Raw genomic sequence first — 17,562 nt, forward strand, 5'->3', positions numbered from 1 at the left:
CAGCCCTGCCCTCATCGCCGAGGAACGGGACCACCGCGACAACACCTCAAAGTCGCCATCACGAATATCCAAAGCAGGAGCGGGAGGATGAGCCATGCCCAATTCTCCCAAACACCAACCATAAAACTACTTTAGACACGCGGCACTAGCGGCGGTTTTCGACCGTCCTGCCAGTCCATTGCGAAATGAGGTGGTTATGTTGACCAAGCTGTGGAGCCGGGCGTGGTGGCACGGACCCTGTTAGACGCAAGGGGGACGCCAGGGTAGCGAATCCGTCTTCCTCCAGAGCCACCAGACCGCGTTCCTGTGCGTGCTCATTGGTAAGGGCATCCCTAACGGAACGCACCTGCGCAACGGGAACCTGATGGTGCTCCAACAGGGCCACGGCTTTCTCTGTTGCCATGGCGCCAAGGGCATCTTCCAACTCAATGCGGAACTCGGCTGAATGTCTGTTCCTCGCGGTCTGCTGGCTGAATCTCGTATCGGACAGCCACCTGTTTCGATCGAGAGCCACCGCTAACCTGGGAAACAGTCGGTCGCCTGCAATGGCTATGGCGATTGAGCCGTCCATCGTCTTATAGGTGCTGAATGGCGTGGACATGGCGTGGTCGTTGCCGCAGGCTGTAGGTTCTTCTCCGTGCAGGGCGCGCATGCCTACTGATTCCAAAATGGAAACCAGGCTGTCCAGCATTGCCAAGTCGATGTGTTGGCCTTTTCCGGTGGTATGGCGTTCCTGAAGAGCGGCCAGTGCGGCAGTAGCCCCATAAATTCCAGGAATGAGGTCACCGAGGCTGACTCCTACTCGCGTCGGCTCGCCGTCAGGCCAGCCGGTGACCGACATGAGACCGCTCATGGCCTGGGCGATCAAGTCATAAGCGGGGGCGTTGCGAAGCTTGCTGGTTTGCCCGAATCCACTGATGCTCACCACGATGAGACGCGGATTGATCTGCCGTAGTTTTTCTGCACTGATGCCGAGGCGTTCCATGACTCCGGGACGGAAGTTCTCAACCAGGATGTCCGCTGTTTTGGCAAGGTCGACGAGAGTGCTGGAATCTTCGTCGTCCTTCAAGTTAAGGGTGATGCCGTATTTGCTTCGGTTGAACAGCCGGTAATAGCCCGATTGACCGTTGACACTTGGGCCGAAGTGGCGCGAGTCGTCTCCCTCGGGACTCTCAACCTTGATGACCTCGGCGCCGAGGTCGGCAAGGATCATTGCACAGAAGGGGCCAGCGAGAACGCGGGAAAGATCCAGGACCCGGATACCGTGGAGTGCGCCTTGAGATCGCGAAGCTGTGGCATCTTCCGGCTGTCCATCGTGCACGGGCAGAAGGCCGGAAGAGACTCTTTGCGTGATGGTCATTTGTGTTCCTTACATTGGCAGGTCTTCTTGGTTGCATCTCAACAGGACGCCCTTTTGGAATGAAGTGAAGGGCCTCCAAGTTGTCCGACATACCGGACGATACGAGGAGTATGCTTCGGACATGAACGGAGCTTTGCCGAGATCGAAAGCGCCCGCTGCCGCGCAGGTACTTGCCGTGCTGAGGTACGTTGCCGGTCAAGCGGGACCAGTGAGCGCTTCAGCAATTGCGAGGGACGTAGGGCTGCCTCGGTCCACTACTTATCAACTGATCTCTGCGTTGATTGATGATGGATTCCTGCTGCATCTTCCCGAGGAGAGAAAATATGCGCTTGGAGTTACGGCCCACGAGCTGGGGACCGGCTATTCGCGTCAGGCTCCTCTTCAGCGCATAGCGCGCTTTCCATTGGAGCGGCTGGTCGCCCGAACGAGGCGGACAGCACACCTCGCGGTGATGCATGGGAGGGACGTCGTTTATGTCATTGAGGAACGTGCTCCCCGGCAGCGTCCCCTGGTGACGGATACCGGGGTAAGGCTGCCCGCTCATTTGACCGCGAGCGGAAGGGCAATGATGTCGCAGATGGACCGTGCCCAAGTCTCGGCGCTCTTTCCTGGCCCGGAAGCCTTTTCGGCCCGGAACAGCAATGGTCCTCAATCAGTGCCCGCACTGGAGGATCTCTTGGCAAGAGCGCGTACCCTCGGTTACGCCTGGGAGCAGGACGAGATTACTGAGGGCTTTTCCTCCGTGGCCGTTGCTGTACTGGATAGGCAACGATATCCCGTAGCAAGCGTGACGTTGACTGTTTCTAACCGGGCATTCCTACCGAGCGAGAGGCGTCTTAGAAACGACGACGAGTCGGCTGAGGAGAGGGCATTAAGGATCGAAGACGTTGCCCGGACCTGGATCCCAGAGGTTAATCGGTGTGCCCGGGAGATCTCACGGAGGCTTGGAACCCACAACTGACGAAAACGAGCAGCTGGGCGCCTTGAGGGGCGCCCAACTGCTCGTTTTGCATCTCCTCGCCGCGCTTTGTTGGGCGAGCTGACGCTTTAGTGGTTTAGGGCTGTGCCCACTCCGGCAGGGACAGCATCGACGGGATAGATCATTTCGCTCGGGGCGGTCGAATTCCGCTTAGCCAAGGGGAAATACAGGGCTGCTGTCACAACCAGTCCGACCAACCAGGAGATGTCGGCTCCGCCCAGCAGCTCAGTCATCGGACCGGTGTACAGGGCTTGGGCCAGGAATGGTATCTGGACGAGAATACCCGCAGCGTAGGACAGCAACGCAGTCTTGTTCCACCGCCCGTACCGTCCGTTCAAGTCGTAGAGTGCCGGGATATCCACCTTTTCCTTGGAAACCAGGTAGTAATCAACAAGATTGATGGAACTCCACGGGATGAAGACCATCAGCAAGAGCAGCACGAAGTTCTTGAAGTTTGCTATGAAATCCGGTGAGGCGACAACAGCAATGACTACGGACAATCCAATGAAGCCCACCACGTACGCGAAGCGGGTCCACGTTGCCACCTTGGTCTTCCTGGTAAACGCTGTAACGGACGTGAGCATCGTCATGTATCCGCCGTAGGCGTTGAGAGTGTTGACTGTCAGTTTGCCGATGACGATGACCAAGTAAATTACGAGTGCTATGGCACCTCCACCGCTGAGCCCTCCAAGGAATGCAACCTGTCCGTCCAGGAACCTCGAACCCTTCGGCAAGGCAAGGGAGGCGAAGAGCGCGCCGAGAGTCATGGACCATTGAGAGCCGATAACCGTGCCCAGGTAGCAAGCCCAGAAGGTCTGGCGTACCGGCGTTTTCGATGGGAGATAGCGGGAGTAATCGGCAACGTAAGGGCCGTATGTCAACTGCCACCCAGCGCTGAGGGAAACGGCCAACAGGAATGTGGGGAACTGGAACTCAGCGGATCCGAGGAGCGCACCCACATCATGGCTGGTAAACAAACGAATGCCCAAATACCCAAAGCCCAGGACGCCGGCAACCGTCGCGATGCGCCCCATGAGGTGGATGTACCGGTAACCCAATGTTGCTACATGGATTGTTAGGGCCCCGAAAATCACCATACCCACAGCGGGTGTGCCCGTCTGCAGGATCTGATCCACTGCCTGGCCGGCAAGCACAGTTCCAGTGGCGGCAAAGCCGAGATACATGATGACAACCAAAATCAGGGGAATTACTGCACCCAGGATGCCGAACTGTGCTCGGCTGGAAATCATCTGTGGCAGTCCCAGACGCGGTCCTTGGGCGGCGTGCAGCGCCATCACTGCAGCACCCAGAAGATTGCCGATTAAGAGGCCGATAATGGCCCATAGCGCGTCTGCTCCGAAAAGTACCGCCAAGGCGCCATCAACGATCGCAGTGATCTGCATGTTGGCCCCAAACCACAAAGTAAATTGCTGGGCTGGTGAACCATGGCGTTCGTTTTCGGGAACGAAGTCGATGGAACGCCGCTCGACCCGTGTCCCGCCTGCCCCAGTATTTGTTGCTGTCTGCATGGTGTTCCTTAATTATTTGAACGGAGAGTCCAGGTCCCCCTACCTGCGATCCATCTGAGCACGATCGGTGTTTTACATCACGAAAAACAAGTCACGTTCCGTCCGGTATTTCGGACGATGTCTCGAAAACTGTGACCTGAGCCATTTCGCGGTCCTCCGACGTATACCTTCAGAAAAGACTGCCGAACGCTGAAGCTTCCCGAGACGCTCCCTTCTGGCCGTTCATTGAAACCACCTTCCCGTACACGCCTTCAATGGAGGACCGCATGACTACACAATCTGTTGCCAAGGTAGATCTCCCCTATTCCGATGGGGACTTCTTCCACTTTGAATCGATGCTTCCCGCCAACGAATCTTGCCGTCTGGATGAGATAAGGAGCTGGCTTGAGGCGGAGGTCCGCCCAGTAGCAGCTGACCACTGGAACCGTAGCGAGTTTCCCCAACACCTGATTCCCAAGGTTGCGGAACTCGACATCATCAGTCCTGTCCGCCGACAGGGGCATTCCCACCTTTTTGCCGGCATGTTGACGGCGGCAATCCACAGGGTTGACGCGTCCTTCGGGACATTCTTCAGTGGCCACGACGGCTTGTTCACGGGTTCCATTGAGCTGCTGGGTTCCGAGGAGCAGAAGGCTGACTGGCTACCGGATTTCTACTCCCTCAAAAAGACTGGCGTCTTTGCCATTACTGAACCGTTGGCTGGTTCCGATGTTGCCGGAGGGACTCGGACCACGGCGCGTCGGGATGGGGACAACTGGATCCTCAACGGCGAAAAGCGATGGATCGGCAATTCGACGTTTTCGGACTATGTGATTGTCTGGGCCAAGGACACCCATGATGAGCAAGTTAAGGGCTTCCTCGTAGACACGTCAACGCCAGGGTTCAAGGCGACGCTTATTCCGAACCGAATAGCATTGCGCGCGGTGCAGAACGCCGACATCGTTCTGGAAGACGTGATCGTCTCCAACGGTATGAAGCTCGCGGGAGCGAACAGCTTCCGTGACACCAACAAGGTCCTGAAGAGCACACGTGCCACTGTCGGTTGGCAAGCCGTGGGACTTCAAATGGCCGCCTTTGATGTGGCACGCAAATATGCAGTAGAACGCCACCAATTCGGCAAGCCCATCGCGAGCTTTCAGCTGATCCAAGAACAACTTGTCACCATGCTGTCCAACGCCCAAAGTTCCATGGGCATGATGGTCAGGCTGGCCCAGCTCGAGGACGAAGGCAGGTCCAAGAACGAGCATTCGGCGATGGCAAAGGCATTCGTCACAAAACGGATGCGCGAGTCGGTCGCCATCGGCCGCAGTGTCCTCGGTGGCAACGGGGTGGCCGTTGACTACGAGATGGCAAAGATCTTCTGCGATGCGGAGGCCATCTATACATACGAAGGGACGTATGAAATCAACACCTTGGTGGCCGGCCGGGCGATCACGGGACTTGCGGCGTTCGTTTAGCACCCCCTGCCATCCCAAAGCGATGAGTGCTTCATCATCCCTTCCATCGTCCGGTACTTCGGACAGGATGCTCGCTTTTTCCTCCCTCAACCTAGGAAAATCCGGCCTACTTAGATCAGTAGCTCGTGGGCATAAAGAGACTCAGATATGAAGCTCCCTGTGCTTGGAGACAAACCATGGATCAAACGTTCCATGGATATTTCACGAAGGAGTCATCATGGCACCCGCCGATTTCACTACTGGTGCCCGTCCGGTTAAGGCCGCGCGGGGTACTGAGCTTACTGCCAAGTCGTGGCAGACCGAGGCGCCGTTGCGTATGTTGATGAACAACCTGGATCCGGAGGTTGCTGAGCGTCCGGATGATTTGGTGGTTTACGGTGGCACGGGCCGTGCTGTGCGGTCCTGGGCTGCGTTTGATGCGATCACCCGGACCCTGGAGACCATGGAGAAGGACGAGACCCTGCTGGTGCAGTCCGGGAAGCCGGTGGGTGTGTTCCGCACCCACGAGTGGGCTCCGCGCGTCCTGTTGGCCAACTCCAACTTGGTGGGCGACTGGGCGACGTGGCCGGAGTTCCGCCGTCTGGAGGCCGAGGGCCTGATGATGTACGGGCAGATGACGGCCGGGTCCTGGATTTACATCGGCACGCAGGGCATCCTGCAGGGCACGTATGAAACGTTCGCCGCGGTGGGCAATAAGCTCGCGGCGGAGGGCCGCCACCCGGCACCGGCTGCGGAAGACTCCACCGAGGGACCTCTGGCGGGGACCCTGACGTTGACTGGTGGGTGTGGTGGGATGGGGGGTGCCCAGCCGCTGGCCGTGACCCTGAATGATGGTGCGTGCTTGATCGTGGACGTGGACGAGACCCGTCTGCGCCGCCGCGCCGGGAAGCGGTACCTGGATGAGGTCGAAACGGATCTGGATGCTGCGATCGCGAAGGTCCAGGCCGCCAAGGCCGAGCGCCGTGGCTGGTCGGTGGGGTATGTGGGCAACGCCGCCGAGGTGTTCCCTGAACTGCTGCGCCGTCACAAGGCCGGGGAAGTGACCTTTGATGTGGTCACCGACCAGACCAGTGCCCATGACCCGTTGTCGTACTTGCCGGAGGGCATTACCGTGGCGGAGTGGCACACGGAGGCTGCCGCGGATCCGGAAGGGTTCACGAAGAAGGCCCAGGCGTCCATGGCCCGGCAGGTGCAGGCGATGGTGGAGTTCCAGGACGCCGGGGCCGAGGTCTTTGATTACGGGAACTCGATCCGTGATGAGGCACGCAAGGGCGGGTATGACCGGGCGTTTGAGTTCCCCGGCTTCGTCCCGGCGTATATCCGTCCGTTGTTCTGCGAGGGCCTGGGCCCGTTCCGCTGGGTTGCCCTGTCGGGGGATCCGGAAGACATCGCCGTGACGGACAAGGCCATCAAGGAGCTCTTCCCGGAGAACACGCACCTGCACAAGTGGCTTGACGCTGCGGCGGACCGGGTGGAATTCGAGGGCCTGCCGGCACGTATTTGCTGGCTCGGGTACGGTGAACGCGCCAAGGCCGGGTTGTTGTTCAACCAGCTGGTGAAGGAGGGCAAGGTCAAGGCCCCGATCGTGATCGGCCGTGACCACCTGGACTCCGGTTCCGTGGCGTCCCCGTACCGGGAGACTGAGGCCATGGCCGACGGGTCCGACGCGATTGCTGACTGGCCGTTGCTGAACGCCCTGCTGAACACCTCCTCGGGCGCTACGTGGGTCTCGATCCATCACGGCGGCGGTGTCGGGATTGGCCGGTCGCTGCACGCCGGGCAGGTTTCCGTCGCCGACGGAACCGACCTCGCTGCGGAGAAACTCGAACGGCTCCTGACCAACGACCCCGGCATGGGCGTCATCCGCCACGTCGACGCCGGCTACGACCGCGCCGTCGAAGTCGCCAACGAACGCGGCGTCCGCATCCCCATGAACGAAAGCAAGTAGGCAAGAACCACAAAAGGAATGGCAGGTGGTCCACGGACTACCTGCCATTCCCCTGTCGAACGACTGAACCGTCTAAAAGTCCAGCAGTTCCTCAGGACTTAGTGGGCCGGGACAGATTCCTTGGCTGCTGCCTTCGGGTCCATGAGCTTCTTGTTAGGCAACGCAAAGCTGATGAGGAAGGCGACGAGCATCAGACCAGCCGCCGTGAGCATCACAGTGTCAATTGACTGCGCGAAACCCTCAGTGATGGGCCGAGTGAGAGTGCTGTTGGCTGCGTGAAGCCAGCTGGTGTCGTTCAGGGAATCGTTGTTGGCGCCATTCTTGAAGAAATCGAAGAGCTTGGCATTCGCGGGATCTGCCGCCACGGCCGGATCCTTCATCACCGCTTGGTAGTCCGGGCTGGAAGCAGCGGTCTTCATGCCATCGGCGATCTTGTCCGCGGCCAGGCTGAACAGCATGGAGATGAACACAGCCGTGCCCACGGCTCCACCCATGGAGCGGAAGAATGCCGCCGTGGAGGTTCCGACGCCCATGTCCTTCGGGGGCACCGATACCTGCATGGCGAGTGTCAGCGGCTGCATGCAGAAGCCCAGGCCGACACCGAAGAACACGGCAATGAGTCCGGGAACCCAGAGACCCGTGTCCACGCCGAGCACCAGGCCCATGACGAGTGCGGCTCCAGTCAGGGTTGCCGTACCCAGGATGGGGAAGATCCGGTAAACGCCCGACGACGAGATGGTGCGCCCGGCGCTGATCGAACCGAAGAGGATGCCCACGGTGAACGTGATCATCATGAGGCCCGCTTCGGTGGGGGTGAGGCCCTTCACCAGCTGCAAGTACATGGGCAGCATGGCGATGGCGCCGAACATGCCGATGCCGATGATGAAGTTCAGCAGGGATGACAAACCGAAGGTTGCGTTCTTAAACAGACGCAAGGGGATCAGCGCATAGTCCCCGGCGCGCATCTCTGCGAACAAGAAGGCCACGATGCCAACGACGCCAAGGCCGTAGCAGAGCCAGGATGAACCCGATGCCCAGCCCCAGGACCGGCCCTGCTCTGCGACAAGAAGGAGCGGAACGATTGCCAGGGTGATGGCTGCCGCGCCCCAATAGTCGATCTTTTGTTTCACGTGCCGTGCAGGCAGGTGAAGGAACATGAAGACCACGGTGAGTGCGGCCAGGCCAATGGGAAGGTTGATGAAGAATACCCAGCGCCAGCCGTCAAAGCCCAGGATGGTCGATGTTCCCGCAAAAGCTCCGCCGATGACGGGGCCAAGGACGGAGGAGATGCCGAATACGGACATGAAGTAGCCCTGGTACTTGGCCCTGTCCTTCAAAGCAACGATGTCGCCGATGATGGTCAGTGCCAGCGCCAAAAGGCCACCTGCGCCAAGGCCCTGAACGCCACGGGCGATCGCAAGCTCCGTCATGGAATGGACAGACCCGGCATAGAGGGATCCGGCCAGGAAGATCAGGATGGCCGCCAAGTACAGCGGACGGCGCCCGAAGATGTCGCTGAGCTTGCCGTAGAGAGGCGTGCTCACAGTAGAAGTGATGAGATACGCGGTAGTGGCCCATGCCTGGAGTGACAAGCCGTCGAGGTCATTGGCGATGGTGTAGATGGACGTCGACACAATGGTCTGGTCCAGTGAGGACAGGAACATGCCGAGCATGAGTCCCACCATGACGGTGAGCGTCTGACGATGCGTCAGGACCTCGCCGGCGGCCCGGACGGGCGCAGATTTGGACATATCTTCTCCAGAGGTGGCAGAAAAGTGGATTCTAAGCAGGATAGTTGCTTCCAGTAACTATCCTAATGCCTGTTTGATTCCCGGAAGAAGAATGTTTCTTGAACAACCTTCGTAAGTCGGCCAGTCTCCGGGGTCAGCGCTCCACGAGAATGCCATCCGGATCGCTGTAGATCATTACACCGGGTTGGATCCTCACGCGGTCAATCACCAGCTGGACATCAACCTCACCTACACCCGTCTTTGCGCTCTTCTTCGGGTTGCTGCCCAGCGCCTTGATGCCCAGGGGCAGGCGCGCAAGGGCTTCTCGATCCCGGACGGCTCCGTTAATAATCACGCCAGCCCAGCCATTGGCCACAGCACTTTCAGCGATCATGTCTCCCATGAGGGCAGTCCTCAATGATCCCTGACCATCAACCACCAGAACGGCTCCTTCGCCGGGCGTCCCAAGGACTGTCTTAACCAGGGCGTTGTCCTCGAAGCACCTGATGGTACGTACCTGTCCGCTGAAGTGCGTGTGACCGCCCAGGTTCTGGAACTGGACTGCAACCGATTCCAATTCCTCGCCTCGATCGTCATAGAGATCAGCCGTATTAATCTGCTCGCTCATGTCCTTCTCCTCCATACGTTTGAGGCCACACTAACGCGTGCGCCACGTGAGGGGCACGGGCACGTCGTGGACTATGTGGATAACTGAGGTGAACTTCGGTTCCATGCCCTTCACCCGCGCTAATCTGAATCCAGACGTTCAATCTAGGGGGAACCTGCCATGAGCCTGTCCGACCTGCCCGGTCCTGTACCGGACCCCGCCATAGTCCGGGGCGGCACGGCCACAGCTCTCGCCGAACCAGTGGACCGGGTCCGCACCCTGTGGATTACTGGCGTCGTGCTCATCAACGTGGGCATCAATGCGGCATTCTTCGGCCCCATCCAGGTACTCCTTGGGCAGCAGGCGGCGCACTTTGACGAAGCCCAAAAAGAAGCGATCCTCGCTCTGGTCACGGGCTGCGGCGCGGCCGTCTCTTTGGTGGCCAACCCCTTGTTCGGCGCTTTCAGTGACAGGACTGTGTCCCGCTTCGGACGCCGCGTTCCGTGGGTCCTCGTGGGAGCGATCCTAGGGGCGGTGGCACTCGTAGGACTGGCGGGAGCGCCGAACGTCGCAGTCATGACAGCGCTGTGGTGCTTGGTGCAGGCCGGGTGCAACGGCGCTTACGCTGCCATCACGGCGGCGATTCCAGACCGCGTTCCGGTGCCCCAACGCGGCACTGTTGGTGGTTTGGCAGCCATGGGACAAACAGTTGGCATCCTGGCAGGCGCGGTGATTGCCGCCGTCGTGGCTGGAAACTTTGCCGCAGGCTACTTGGTGTGTGCAGCGGCGCTGCTGGCCGGCGTCGTGCTTTATCTGTTCAAGAATGACGACCAGCCGCTTCCAGCACAGGCGCGTCCACCGTTCAGTCTTTTGCGTTTTTTCCAAGGCTTCTGGGTCTCCCCGAAACGCTACCCAGATTTCGCCTGGGCATGGCTCACGCGCTTGCTGGTGAATATTGGCAACCACATGGTCACGCTCTATCTGCTGTTCTTCCTCAGCGATGCCGTGCACGTGAAGGAAACCGAGGGCATCGAACCTGCATTCGGAGTGCTTATCCTGACCGGTCTGTATGCGGTCATGGTGATTATCACCAGCGTGATCGGCGGAACATTGAGCGACCGGATGGGCAAGCGGAAGCCTTTGGTCATCGCGTCGTCCGTGATCATCGCTATAGCGTCATTGATCCTCGGGTTTGCGCCGACGTGGGCCGGCGCCATTACGGGCGCCATTGTCCTGGGCATCGGTTTTGGCGCCTATCTGGCCGTGGACTTCGCCCTGATCACCCAGGTCCTGCCGACTGCATTGGACCGTGGCCGGGACCTGGGTGTGATCAATGTGGCGAACTCGCTGCCGCAGGTGGTTGCCCCGCTGATTGCTTTCCCGTTTGTCACGTACTGGGGCGGCTACGTCTCGCTGTACGTAGCCGCCGCAGTCATCGGATTGCTGGGCGCCGTGTTCGTGGTGAAGATTAAGAGCGTTGTCTAGAAGACGGCGGTGAAGTTGCCCCAGCCCCAACCGACGACGGAGGACCCACTCCATCCACCCGCGCCGTTTCCGTAGTACATGTGCATTCGACCGGAATAGTCGATCCCATAAACATCCTGATGACCGTCTGCGTTGAAATCGCCGGCCGCTCCAACTCTGGCCATCACCTGCCACCCAACCCCTATGACCTGGCGTTGATCGATGGTGGAGCCGTCGACTTGGTAGCTATAGAGCAGCCCGGAGGGAGTTCGGCCCATCAAGTCCTCGACGCCGTCGCCGTTGAAGTCGCCGGCTGGGAAGACCGTGTTGAACATGTTCCAACCAGTTCCGATCGGGTATCCACCGTAGGTCAGGCCACCACCGCTGTAGCTGGCGAATTGCCACAAGGTTCCGTTGGCGTCGCGGCCGTAAATGGCGCTATGGCCACCGTCGATGTTCGTACTGGTTGCTGAAAAGATGGTGTTGAAGACATTCCAGCCTGTGCCGATTTGCCGCGGTTGGAGCCATCCGCCTTGGCCGTCTCCCGGATAGAGGAAGAGGCGGCCCTCGGTATCCCGGGCCACGACATCGTTCTTGGCATCGCGGTCAAGATCGCCTGTCTTGAAGATGGACGTCATCCCAGACCATCCCTGCCCGACAGCGCGGGGCGCCTGCCACCCGCCCTGTGTTGACGTGGGATACATGCTAAGGATGCCGGACCGGTCGCGGGCCAGGAAATCCGTTGTTCCATCGCCATCGAATCCACTGGACCAGTGGGAATCCTTGATATTTTCCTTCCATTCGCTGGTCACAACCCGCAAAGTGTCCCAGCCGGACGAAACGGTGACCTCAGCCGCGACAAAGTGCTCGGAGTAGGCATGAGCCTGGTCCTGCGGAGTCGGACGATAGGTCGCACCGCTCGGTCGCTCCGCATAGGGAGGTCCGACCCAGCGGTACTTGACAATTGGGCTTGCCCCGGGCGGAATGGATACCTCGGAAAGGCTGAAGTCAGTTCGCAGAATGGAGCCAACAGCTCCTTCACCCAATACCTTGGGGCGACGAGGCTGAATAACGGGGCCTGCCGATTTCGAGACGACCATCGTGGGCAGAAATCCAGGTGAATAGACCTTCGCTCTGAAGGAAACCATCGAGCCTACGGCAAAAGAGGACAGGTAATAGTCATAGGACTTGTACTCGAGGTCCACCCCGTCAAGCATCCACTGGTAGTCAGCATGGGATACTCCGCCTTTCCACGTTCCAAGGTTGGCTTTCGCCCAAATCCCGGTTTCAGGCGGCCCCTCAATGTAGGCAGGCGTCAGGTTAACGTTTGGCTGAAGTTTTATAGCCGGGTTACTGACGCTGAACGTAGCCTGCGGAAAGTCATCCGTCACAGACGAAGCCCCGCTGTATTTTCGGGGGTCTATTGTCGCGGATGAACCGTCAGCAAAGCGAACGCTGGCCTGTCTGAGTGTGTATTTTCCGGTTGCCTCGCTTGCCTGCACGGTGCGAACTGCTGTCCCGTTAAGTTGTGGCTGGGCATCAGGAGAGAGTTTCCAGAACATGAAGCTCTCCGTTGCCCCGGATTCATCCAGCATTACAAAATCCACCGAGGTTGCAGGTCGTGCAACCGTGAAGTTCAATCGGAGCTCACCACCCACGGGAACGGTTGCCGTGCTTGCTGCGCTGATGCTCAAGAACGCCGGATCCGGCGGCCATACGTAGGACTTCACGGCTGACGAACGAGCGCCTGTTGGCGCTGCCTCAGCAGTTGGGGTGTGCAGAAGAAGACTCGCCAGCATGACCGTTGACACTAGTGCCAGGATACGCAGATGGCGGCCTGAGAATCGGGTCGAACAATTCGTCATGTCCAAGTCTCCTAAAGAGAAGCTGCTGCCAAAGGGCGGAAGAATGCGAGCCTAGAAAACAGCGGTGAAGTTGCCCCAGCCCCAGCCGACTACAGGGGAACCCTTCCACCGATAGCCGTAGATGCCGGAGTGGCGTATGCCCGAGGTATCGCCCAGATACATTGTCAGGCGGCCCACGCTGTCGATTCCGTAGACATCGGAGTCTCCGTCCCCGTTGAAGTCACCGGCTACGCCGATGCGTGCCACTGATTCCCAGCCCCACCCGATGGAGCCAGCAAAACCACCAGGCAGGCCATATTCTTCAAACCACCCGTTTCGTTGTGTGGTTCGCACTTCCAGGTTTCCCCAGAAAGGGCGGGTGAGAACAACAAGGTCCGAAGTGCCAAGGAAATGTCCGGCACCGACGACATAGTAGCTTTCCCACCCCGGCCCAATCTTGTATGGGGAGAGCCATCCACCCCGACCGTTCCCCGGATAGAGGAAAAGATTGCCCGAGTTGTCTTTCGCCAGGATGTCGTTTGTGCCGTCTCCGTTGAAGTCGCCGGGCGCCACAAGGTCCTTGAATCCCTGCCACCCCTGGCCGACCTGGAAAGCCTTCTTCCACCCTCCAGAACCATTTCCTTGGTAGAGGAAGAGCCGTCCCTGGGCGTCCCGGGCCATGACGTCGACCGTGCCATCGCCGTCGAAATCACCGGGAGAGACCAACAGGTCGAAGTTGTTCCAACCCCAACCGATCACTTGGGTTGCCTGCCAATTGCCGTGTCCGTCCGTGGGGTAGAGCAACAAACGGCCGGAGGAGTCACGGGCGAAGATATCAAGTGTGCCGTCCCCCCTGAATCCGCGGGCGCGCACCGCTGCTGCAACCCGCAACGGGTTGGCTGCTTGGACCGTGAGCTGTGAGTCGGCGTCGTAGACGACGGTAACGTTCGCAGCTATTACGCGTCCCAAGTCAGCTGATGTTGCGCGATACGTTAGGCCACTTGCGCCCGGAATCTCCACTCCGTCCCTGGTCCAGGAGTAAGAAACGGACGGAGCTCCTCCCTCAGGTGAAACATGGGCAAACGTCTGCGAGATGTCCACCTTCAGCAAACCGCCGACGGTTGGATCGCCGCCCAGTTGGGGTGTGCCGTTGATATATACCAAGCGGGAAGGCACTCCACGCGCCGGTACGGAACCATGTGCAGGCAGGGCCGGAGCCACAAGAAGACCCGCCACCAGGGACGCGGTCAGGATTGACAGTAAACGGCGCAGCCGTGGCGCGACGCTGGGCGAAGGAGTACAGGGCTCCAAGAAATCCTCCAAGAGATGGGTTGGTGAGATCCAACCGGCGGTAGTAAGGGTCATGCAGTGCTAAAGAAGGGACCCCGCCCAATCAATCCGGTCGGGGCCCCTTCCAACGAGATAAAGCCCTAGAAGACAGCGTTGAAGCCGCCCCAGCCCCAGCCAACTACAGCGGAGCCCTTCCAGCCGCCTGAGCCGTTGCCGTAGTACATGCGCATCTGACCCGAAGTGTCGATGCCCCAGACGTCGTTGGCGCCATCGCCGTCGAAGTCCCCAGCGCCGCCGAGCTTCGTGATGGCGTTCCAGCCCTGGCCGATCACACGGCTGGTGGTCCAGCCGCCATGGCCATTGCCACCGTAGAAGACCAGGTTTCCGGCGCCGTCGCGGGCCAGCACATCAGGCTTGTGGTCGCCGTCGAAATCACCCGGGGAGAACACCGAAGTCATGCCGCCCCATCCCCAGCCAATCGTCGAAGCAGCCAGGAATCCGCCTTGGCCGTTGCCCGGGTACAGCACGAGCTCACCGGAAGACTTGCGGGCAAGGAGGTCGTTGTTGCCGTCTCCACTAAAGTCGCCCGCCGCGAAGATGGTGCTGAAGATTCCCCAGCCCCAACCGATCTGTTGTCTCGGGTACCAACCGCCGTGCCAGCCGGCTGGATAGAGGAAGAGCGAGCCGGCGCTGTCACGGGCGATCACGTCATTCTCGCCGTCGTTGTTGAAGTCGCCGGCAGCGAACATCGTGTTGAAGATATTCCACCCCGAGCCGACTTCATATGCCTGCTGCCACGTGCCATTTCCACCGGTGGGGAACAAGCCGAGGCGGCCCCAGGAGTCCCGGACGAACAGGCTCATCGTGTACGAATCCCAATACTCGGCGCGGTAGAAGCCAGACGTGTGGGGACGATCGATGTCTACGGGAGTCACGTAGTTGAAGTCCAAGGCATCCAAGGCCACAGCCGCAGTTCCGGAGGCGGGGAGGTTGCCGGGGTTGTGGATCAAGGAACCGTCGCGCCAGTAGCCAACTTCCTGACCAGCGGCGGTTTGAATCTGCATGTACTGGGCAAGGTAGGTTCCCGGCGGGGTCCCCTGTGCAAAGAAGACGTCGAACGAGTACGTCGAATCAGCGGAGCTGTAAGAGCCTTGCGTCATCGTCGTGTGGAGCTTACCCGTTGCTGTATTTCGGAACAGGACGTACACGTCGGTAATCGGACCGGATGCCTGGAAGGTAACGTGTGAAGTTGCCTGCCCGCCAGCGCTGATCGCGTCTGGCGTCGTGGAGACCGCTACAGGTACCGGTGCGAACGTGTCATCGGCATGGGCTGCGGGTGCCAAACCCAGCCCGCCGACCAAAATAACGCTGCCCATAAATGCGGCCAGCCAGCTGCGCACGCGGCGCAGAGGAGTGCTCCCCATGGTTCCCCCAAATCAGGCCGGTCGCAGATGGCCGGCGCGTGTAAGTGACTTGAGAGTACATGGAGACACCGACAGTCTGGGAATTTGCTGGCAAAAATACAAGCAAAAGACAAGTCAAGCCGAAAACGCAACCAATATCGGCTTAGAAAACCGCCGTGAACCCGCCCCAGCCCCAGCCAACAACGCCGGCGCCTTTCCATCCTCCGATGCCGCTGCCGTAGTACATGTTCAGTTGGCCTGCGGCGTCGATTGCCCAGACATCGTTGAAGCCGTCGCCGTTGAAGTCGCCAGCTCCACCAATGCGGGACATGACGTTCCAGCCTGTGCCTATGGAGCGGGCAGTCGTCCATCCGCCGTTGCCGTTGCCGCCGTAGAGCCGCAGGTTTCCGGCGCTGTCGCGGCCCAGGACATCGGGGTTGCCGTCGCCGTCGAAGTCGCCGGGCGAGAAGACCTGGCTGAGGGCGTCCCACCCTTGGCCCACGGCGCCGGGGGCTTTGAAGCCGCCCGTCCCGTTGCCTGGGTAGAGCACCAAGGCGCCTAGCGGCGTGCGGGCGAGGACATCGTTGTTGCCATCGCCCGAGAAGTCGCCTGCGGCGATGATCGAATCGAAGACGTCCCAGCCCCAGCCGATCTGCTTGCGCGGAAGCCAGCCGCCAGCCCCATTGCCGGGGTACAGGAACAGGGCCCCGTCGTGGTCCCTGGCGATGACGTCATTGAAACCGTCTCCGTCAAAGTCGCCCGCGTTGAAGACGATATCGAACACGCCCCAACCAAAGCCGATAGTCCGGGGAGTTTGCCAGTGGCCAGCGCCGTCAGTGGGGTACAGGAGCAGGTTCGCCGCAGCATTCCGCGCGAACAGGTCCATGGAGGCCCCGGCGTCGAAACCTGCCGTGTGCGGCTTGTTCCGGACCACGGTGCGGCCGAAAACCGTAAACGGGCGGGTGGCCGCCACTGGATTACCCGCCTGGACTACTGCCCGGAAACCAACGACGGCGCCACGATCCGCTGCCTGTAGCGTGTAAGTCTTCGTCGTCGCACCGCTGATCAACGTACCGTTGCGCACCCATTCATACCTGACGCTGACGGGCCCGCCGGCTGTCCCACTGGAAACACTGCCTTCGTTGAAGACGCCCGTGAGCTTCTCGCCCACGATCAGCTTGCCTTGGAGTGCAGGAGCGGTTGCTGTGATGGGTGACGTGGGAGTCAGTGGGAGCGAGGATGCCGACACAGCCCGGTAGCCTGCCCGCGTGGCCGTGACCCGTACTGACAGCGTCTGATCCAGGTCTGCTTCTGCGATGCGGTAAGTGTTGAGCGTGGCTCCAGGGATCGGCTGGCCGTTGCGCAGCCACTGGTAGGCGAAGCCGGTGGGCGTTTGGGTCCAAGAGCCGTTGTCCGTGGTCAGCACTTGGTCGTAGCGCGCCACTCCTGTGATGGTTGGCGGCTTGGTATTTGGATTGTCCACCAGCGGGAAGTTGGGATTGTTGACGGCGAAGTCGACGCCGTCCAAGGCCCCCGGCCGTTGGGTTGGTGCTTCCAGCCCCTGCGAGAGGAAGAGGATGTTGCCGTCGCGGCCGTAGCGGACAACCCCATGGCCCAAGGGGAGCATGATGTTGACGCTGAGGAGTTTGTAGCGCCCGGTTCGCTGGAAGGCGCTCCCGTCCACGGGCACTTTGGCTTGCGCGCTGTAGGGCCCGGACAGCTGGCTGGTAGGTCCGTAGAGGGTGGCCTGCTCCAAGGTGTCCTCATTGACGTAGGTGAAACCTACTTCCTTCGCGGGACCGCTCAGGGTGAAGGACAAAGAGATAACACTCCCGGGACCCACCGTGGCTGGCGAAGTACGGGTGACCACTGTGGGAAGAGGCACGTTTGGTCCCGCAGCCGTAGCGCTGGGAGGCGGGACTGCAATTGCCAGCGCAGAGCACAGGAGGAT

General features: G+C 60.1%; 12 protein-coding genes. 4 read left to right on the forward strand and 8 right to left on the reverse strand.

What is annotated here, in order from left to right:
* Window positions 1-145: 145 nt before the first annotated feature.
* Complete coding sequence (locus AB4Z15_RS19390; protein WP_442018566.1) at window positions 146-1,360, reverse strand: CaiB/BaiF CoA transferase family protein; 1,215 nt, start codon at window positions 1,358-1,360, stop codon at window positions 146-148.
* Window positions 1,361-1,481: 121 nt separating this feature from the next.
* Between AB4Z15_RS19390 and AB4Z15_RS19395 the strand changes: the two genes are divergently transcribed.
* Entirely contained in the window at window positions 1,482-2,321 is an 840-nt protein-coding gene (locus AB4Z15_RS19395) for an IclR family transcriptional regulator (protein WP_442018567.1), read from the forward strand.
* A gap of 86 nt (window positions 2,322-2,407) precedes the next feature.
* Here AB4Z15_RS19395 and AB4Z15_RS19400 read toward each other — a convergent pair whose 3' ends face one another.
* Entirely contained in the window at window positions 2,408-3,868 is a 1,461-nt protein-coding gene (locus AB4Z15_RS19400; RefSeq protein ID WP_442018568.1) for a purine-cytosine permease family protein, read from the reverse strand.
* Between the two features lie 266 nt (window positions 3,869-4,134).
* Here AB4Z15_RS19400 and AB4Z15_RS19405 point away from each other — a divergent pair, with 266 nt between their 5' ends.
* Window positions 4,135-5,325, forward strand: coding sequence for an acyl-CoA dehydrogenase family protein (locus tag AB4Z15_RS19405; protein ID WP_442018569.1), 1,191 nt, complete (start codon window positions 4,135-4,137; stop codon window positions 5,323-5,325).
* A 217-nt stretch (window positions 5,326-5,542) separates the two neighbouring features.
* Window positions 5,543-7,273, forward strand: a complete 1,731-nt coding sequence (locus tag AB4Z15_RS19410; protein WP_442018570.1) for a urocanate hydratase — start codon at window positions 5,543-5,545, stop codon at window positions 7,271-7,273.
* Between the two features lie 98 nt (window positions 7,274-7,371).
* Here AB4Z15_RS19410 and AB4Z15_RS19415 read toward each other — a convergent pair whose 3' ends face one another.
* Both AB4Z15_RS19415 and rraA read right to left on the reverse strand, forming a co-directional pair.
* Window positions 7,372-9,024 carry an MDR family MFS transporter gene (locus AB4Z15_RS19415; protein WP_442018571.1) on the reverse strand — a complete coding sequence of 551 codons (1,653 nt, stop codon included), beginning with the start codon at window positions 9,022-9,024 and terminating at the stop codon, window positions 7,372-7,374.
* Window positions 9,025-9,157: 133 nt separating this feature from the next.
* The gene (gene rraA / locus AB4Z15_RS19420; protein ID WP_216926304.1) at window positions 9,158-9,631 is read right to left on the reverse strand and encodes a ribonuclease E activity regulator RraA; all 474 of its coding nucleotides are present in this window, start codon (window positions 9,629-9,631) and stop codon (window positions 9,158-9,160) included.
* 159 nt (window positions 9,632-9,790) lie between these two features.
* On the opposite strand from rraA, the gene AB4Z15_RS19425 reads away from it, so the two are divergent.
* Window positions 9,791-11,095, forward strand: a complete 1,305-nt coding sequence (locus AB4Z15_RS19425; RefSeq protein ID WP_442018572.1) for an MFS transporter — start codon at window positions 9,791-9,793, stop codon at window positions 11,093-11,095.
* On the opposite strand, the gene AB4Z15_RS19430 is transcribed toward AB4Z15_RS19425, so the two are convergent.
* The 4 genes from AB4Z15_RS19430 to AB4Z15_RS19445 form a co-directional block, all read right to left on the reverse strand.
* Window positions 11,092-12,939 carry an FG-GAP repeat domain-containing protein gene (locus tag AB4Z15_RS19430; RefSeq protein WP_442018573.1) on the reverse strand — a complete coding sequence of 616 codons (1,848 nt, stop codon included), beginning with the start codon at window positions 12,937-12,939 and terminating at the stop codon, window positions 11,092-11,094. The two genes, AB4Z15_RS19425 and AB4Z15_RS19430, sit on opposite strands and share 4 nt — an antisense overlap.
* Window positions 12,940-12,990: 51 nt before the next feature.
* On the reverse strand, window positions 12,991-14,283 hold the full coding sequence (locus AB4Z15_RS19435) for an FG-GAP-like repeat-containing protein (protein ID WP_442018574.1): 1,293 nt from the start codon (window positions 14,281-14,283) through the stop codon (window positions 12,991-12,993).
* Window positions 14,284-14,348: 65 nt separating this feature from the next.
* Window positions 14,349-15,632: an FG-GAP repeat domain-containing protein gene (locus tag AB4Z15_RS19440; protein WP_442018575.1), complete on the reverse strand. Its 1,284-nt coding sequence runs from the start codon at window positions 15,630-15,632 to the stop codon at window positions 14,349-14,351.
* A 142-nt stretch (window positions 15,633-15,774) separates the two neighbouring features.
* Window positions 15,775-17,496 carry an FG-GAP-like repeat-containing protein gene (locus AB4Z15_RS19445; protein WP_442018576.1) on the reverse strand — a complete coding sequence of 574 codons (1,722 nt, stop codon included), beginning with the start codon at window positions 17,494-17,496 and terminating at the stop codon, window positions 15,775-15,777.
* Window positions 17,497-17,562 lie beyond the last annotated feature (66 nt).

The sequence above is a fragment of the Paenarthrobacter sp. 2TAF44 genome, from assembly GCF_052114885.1.
GTDB lineage: Bacteria > Actinomycetota > Actinomycetes > Actinomycetales > Micrococcaceae > Arthrobacter.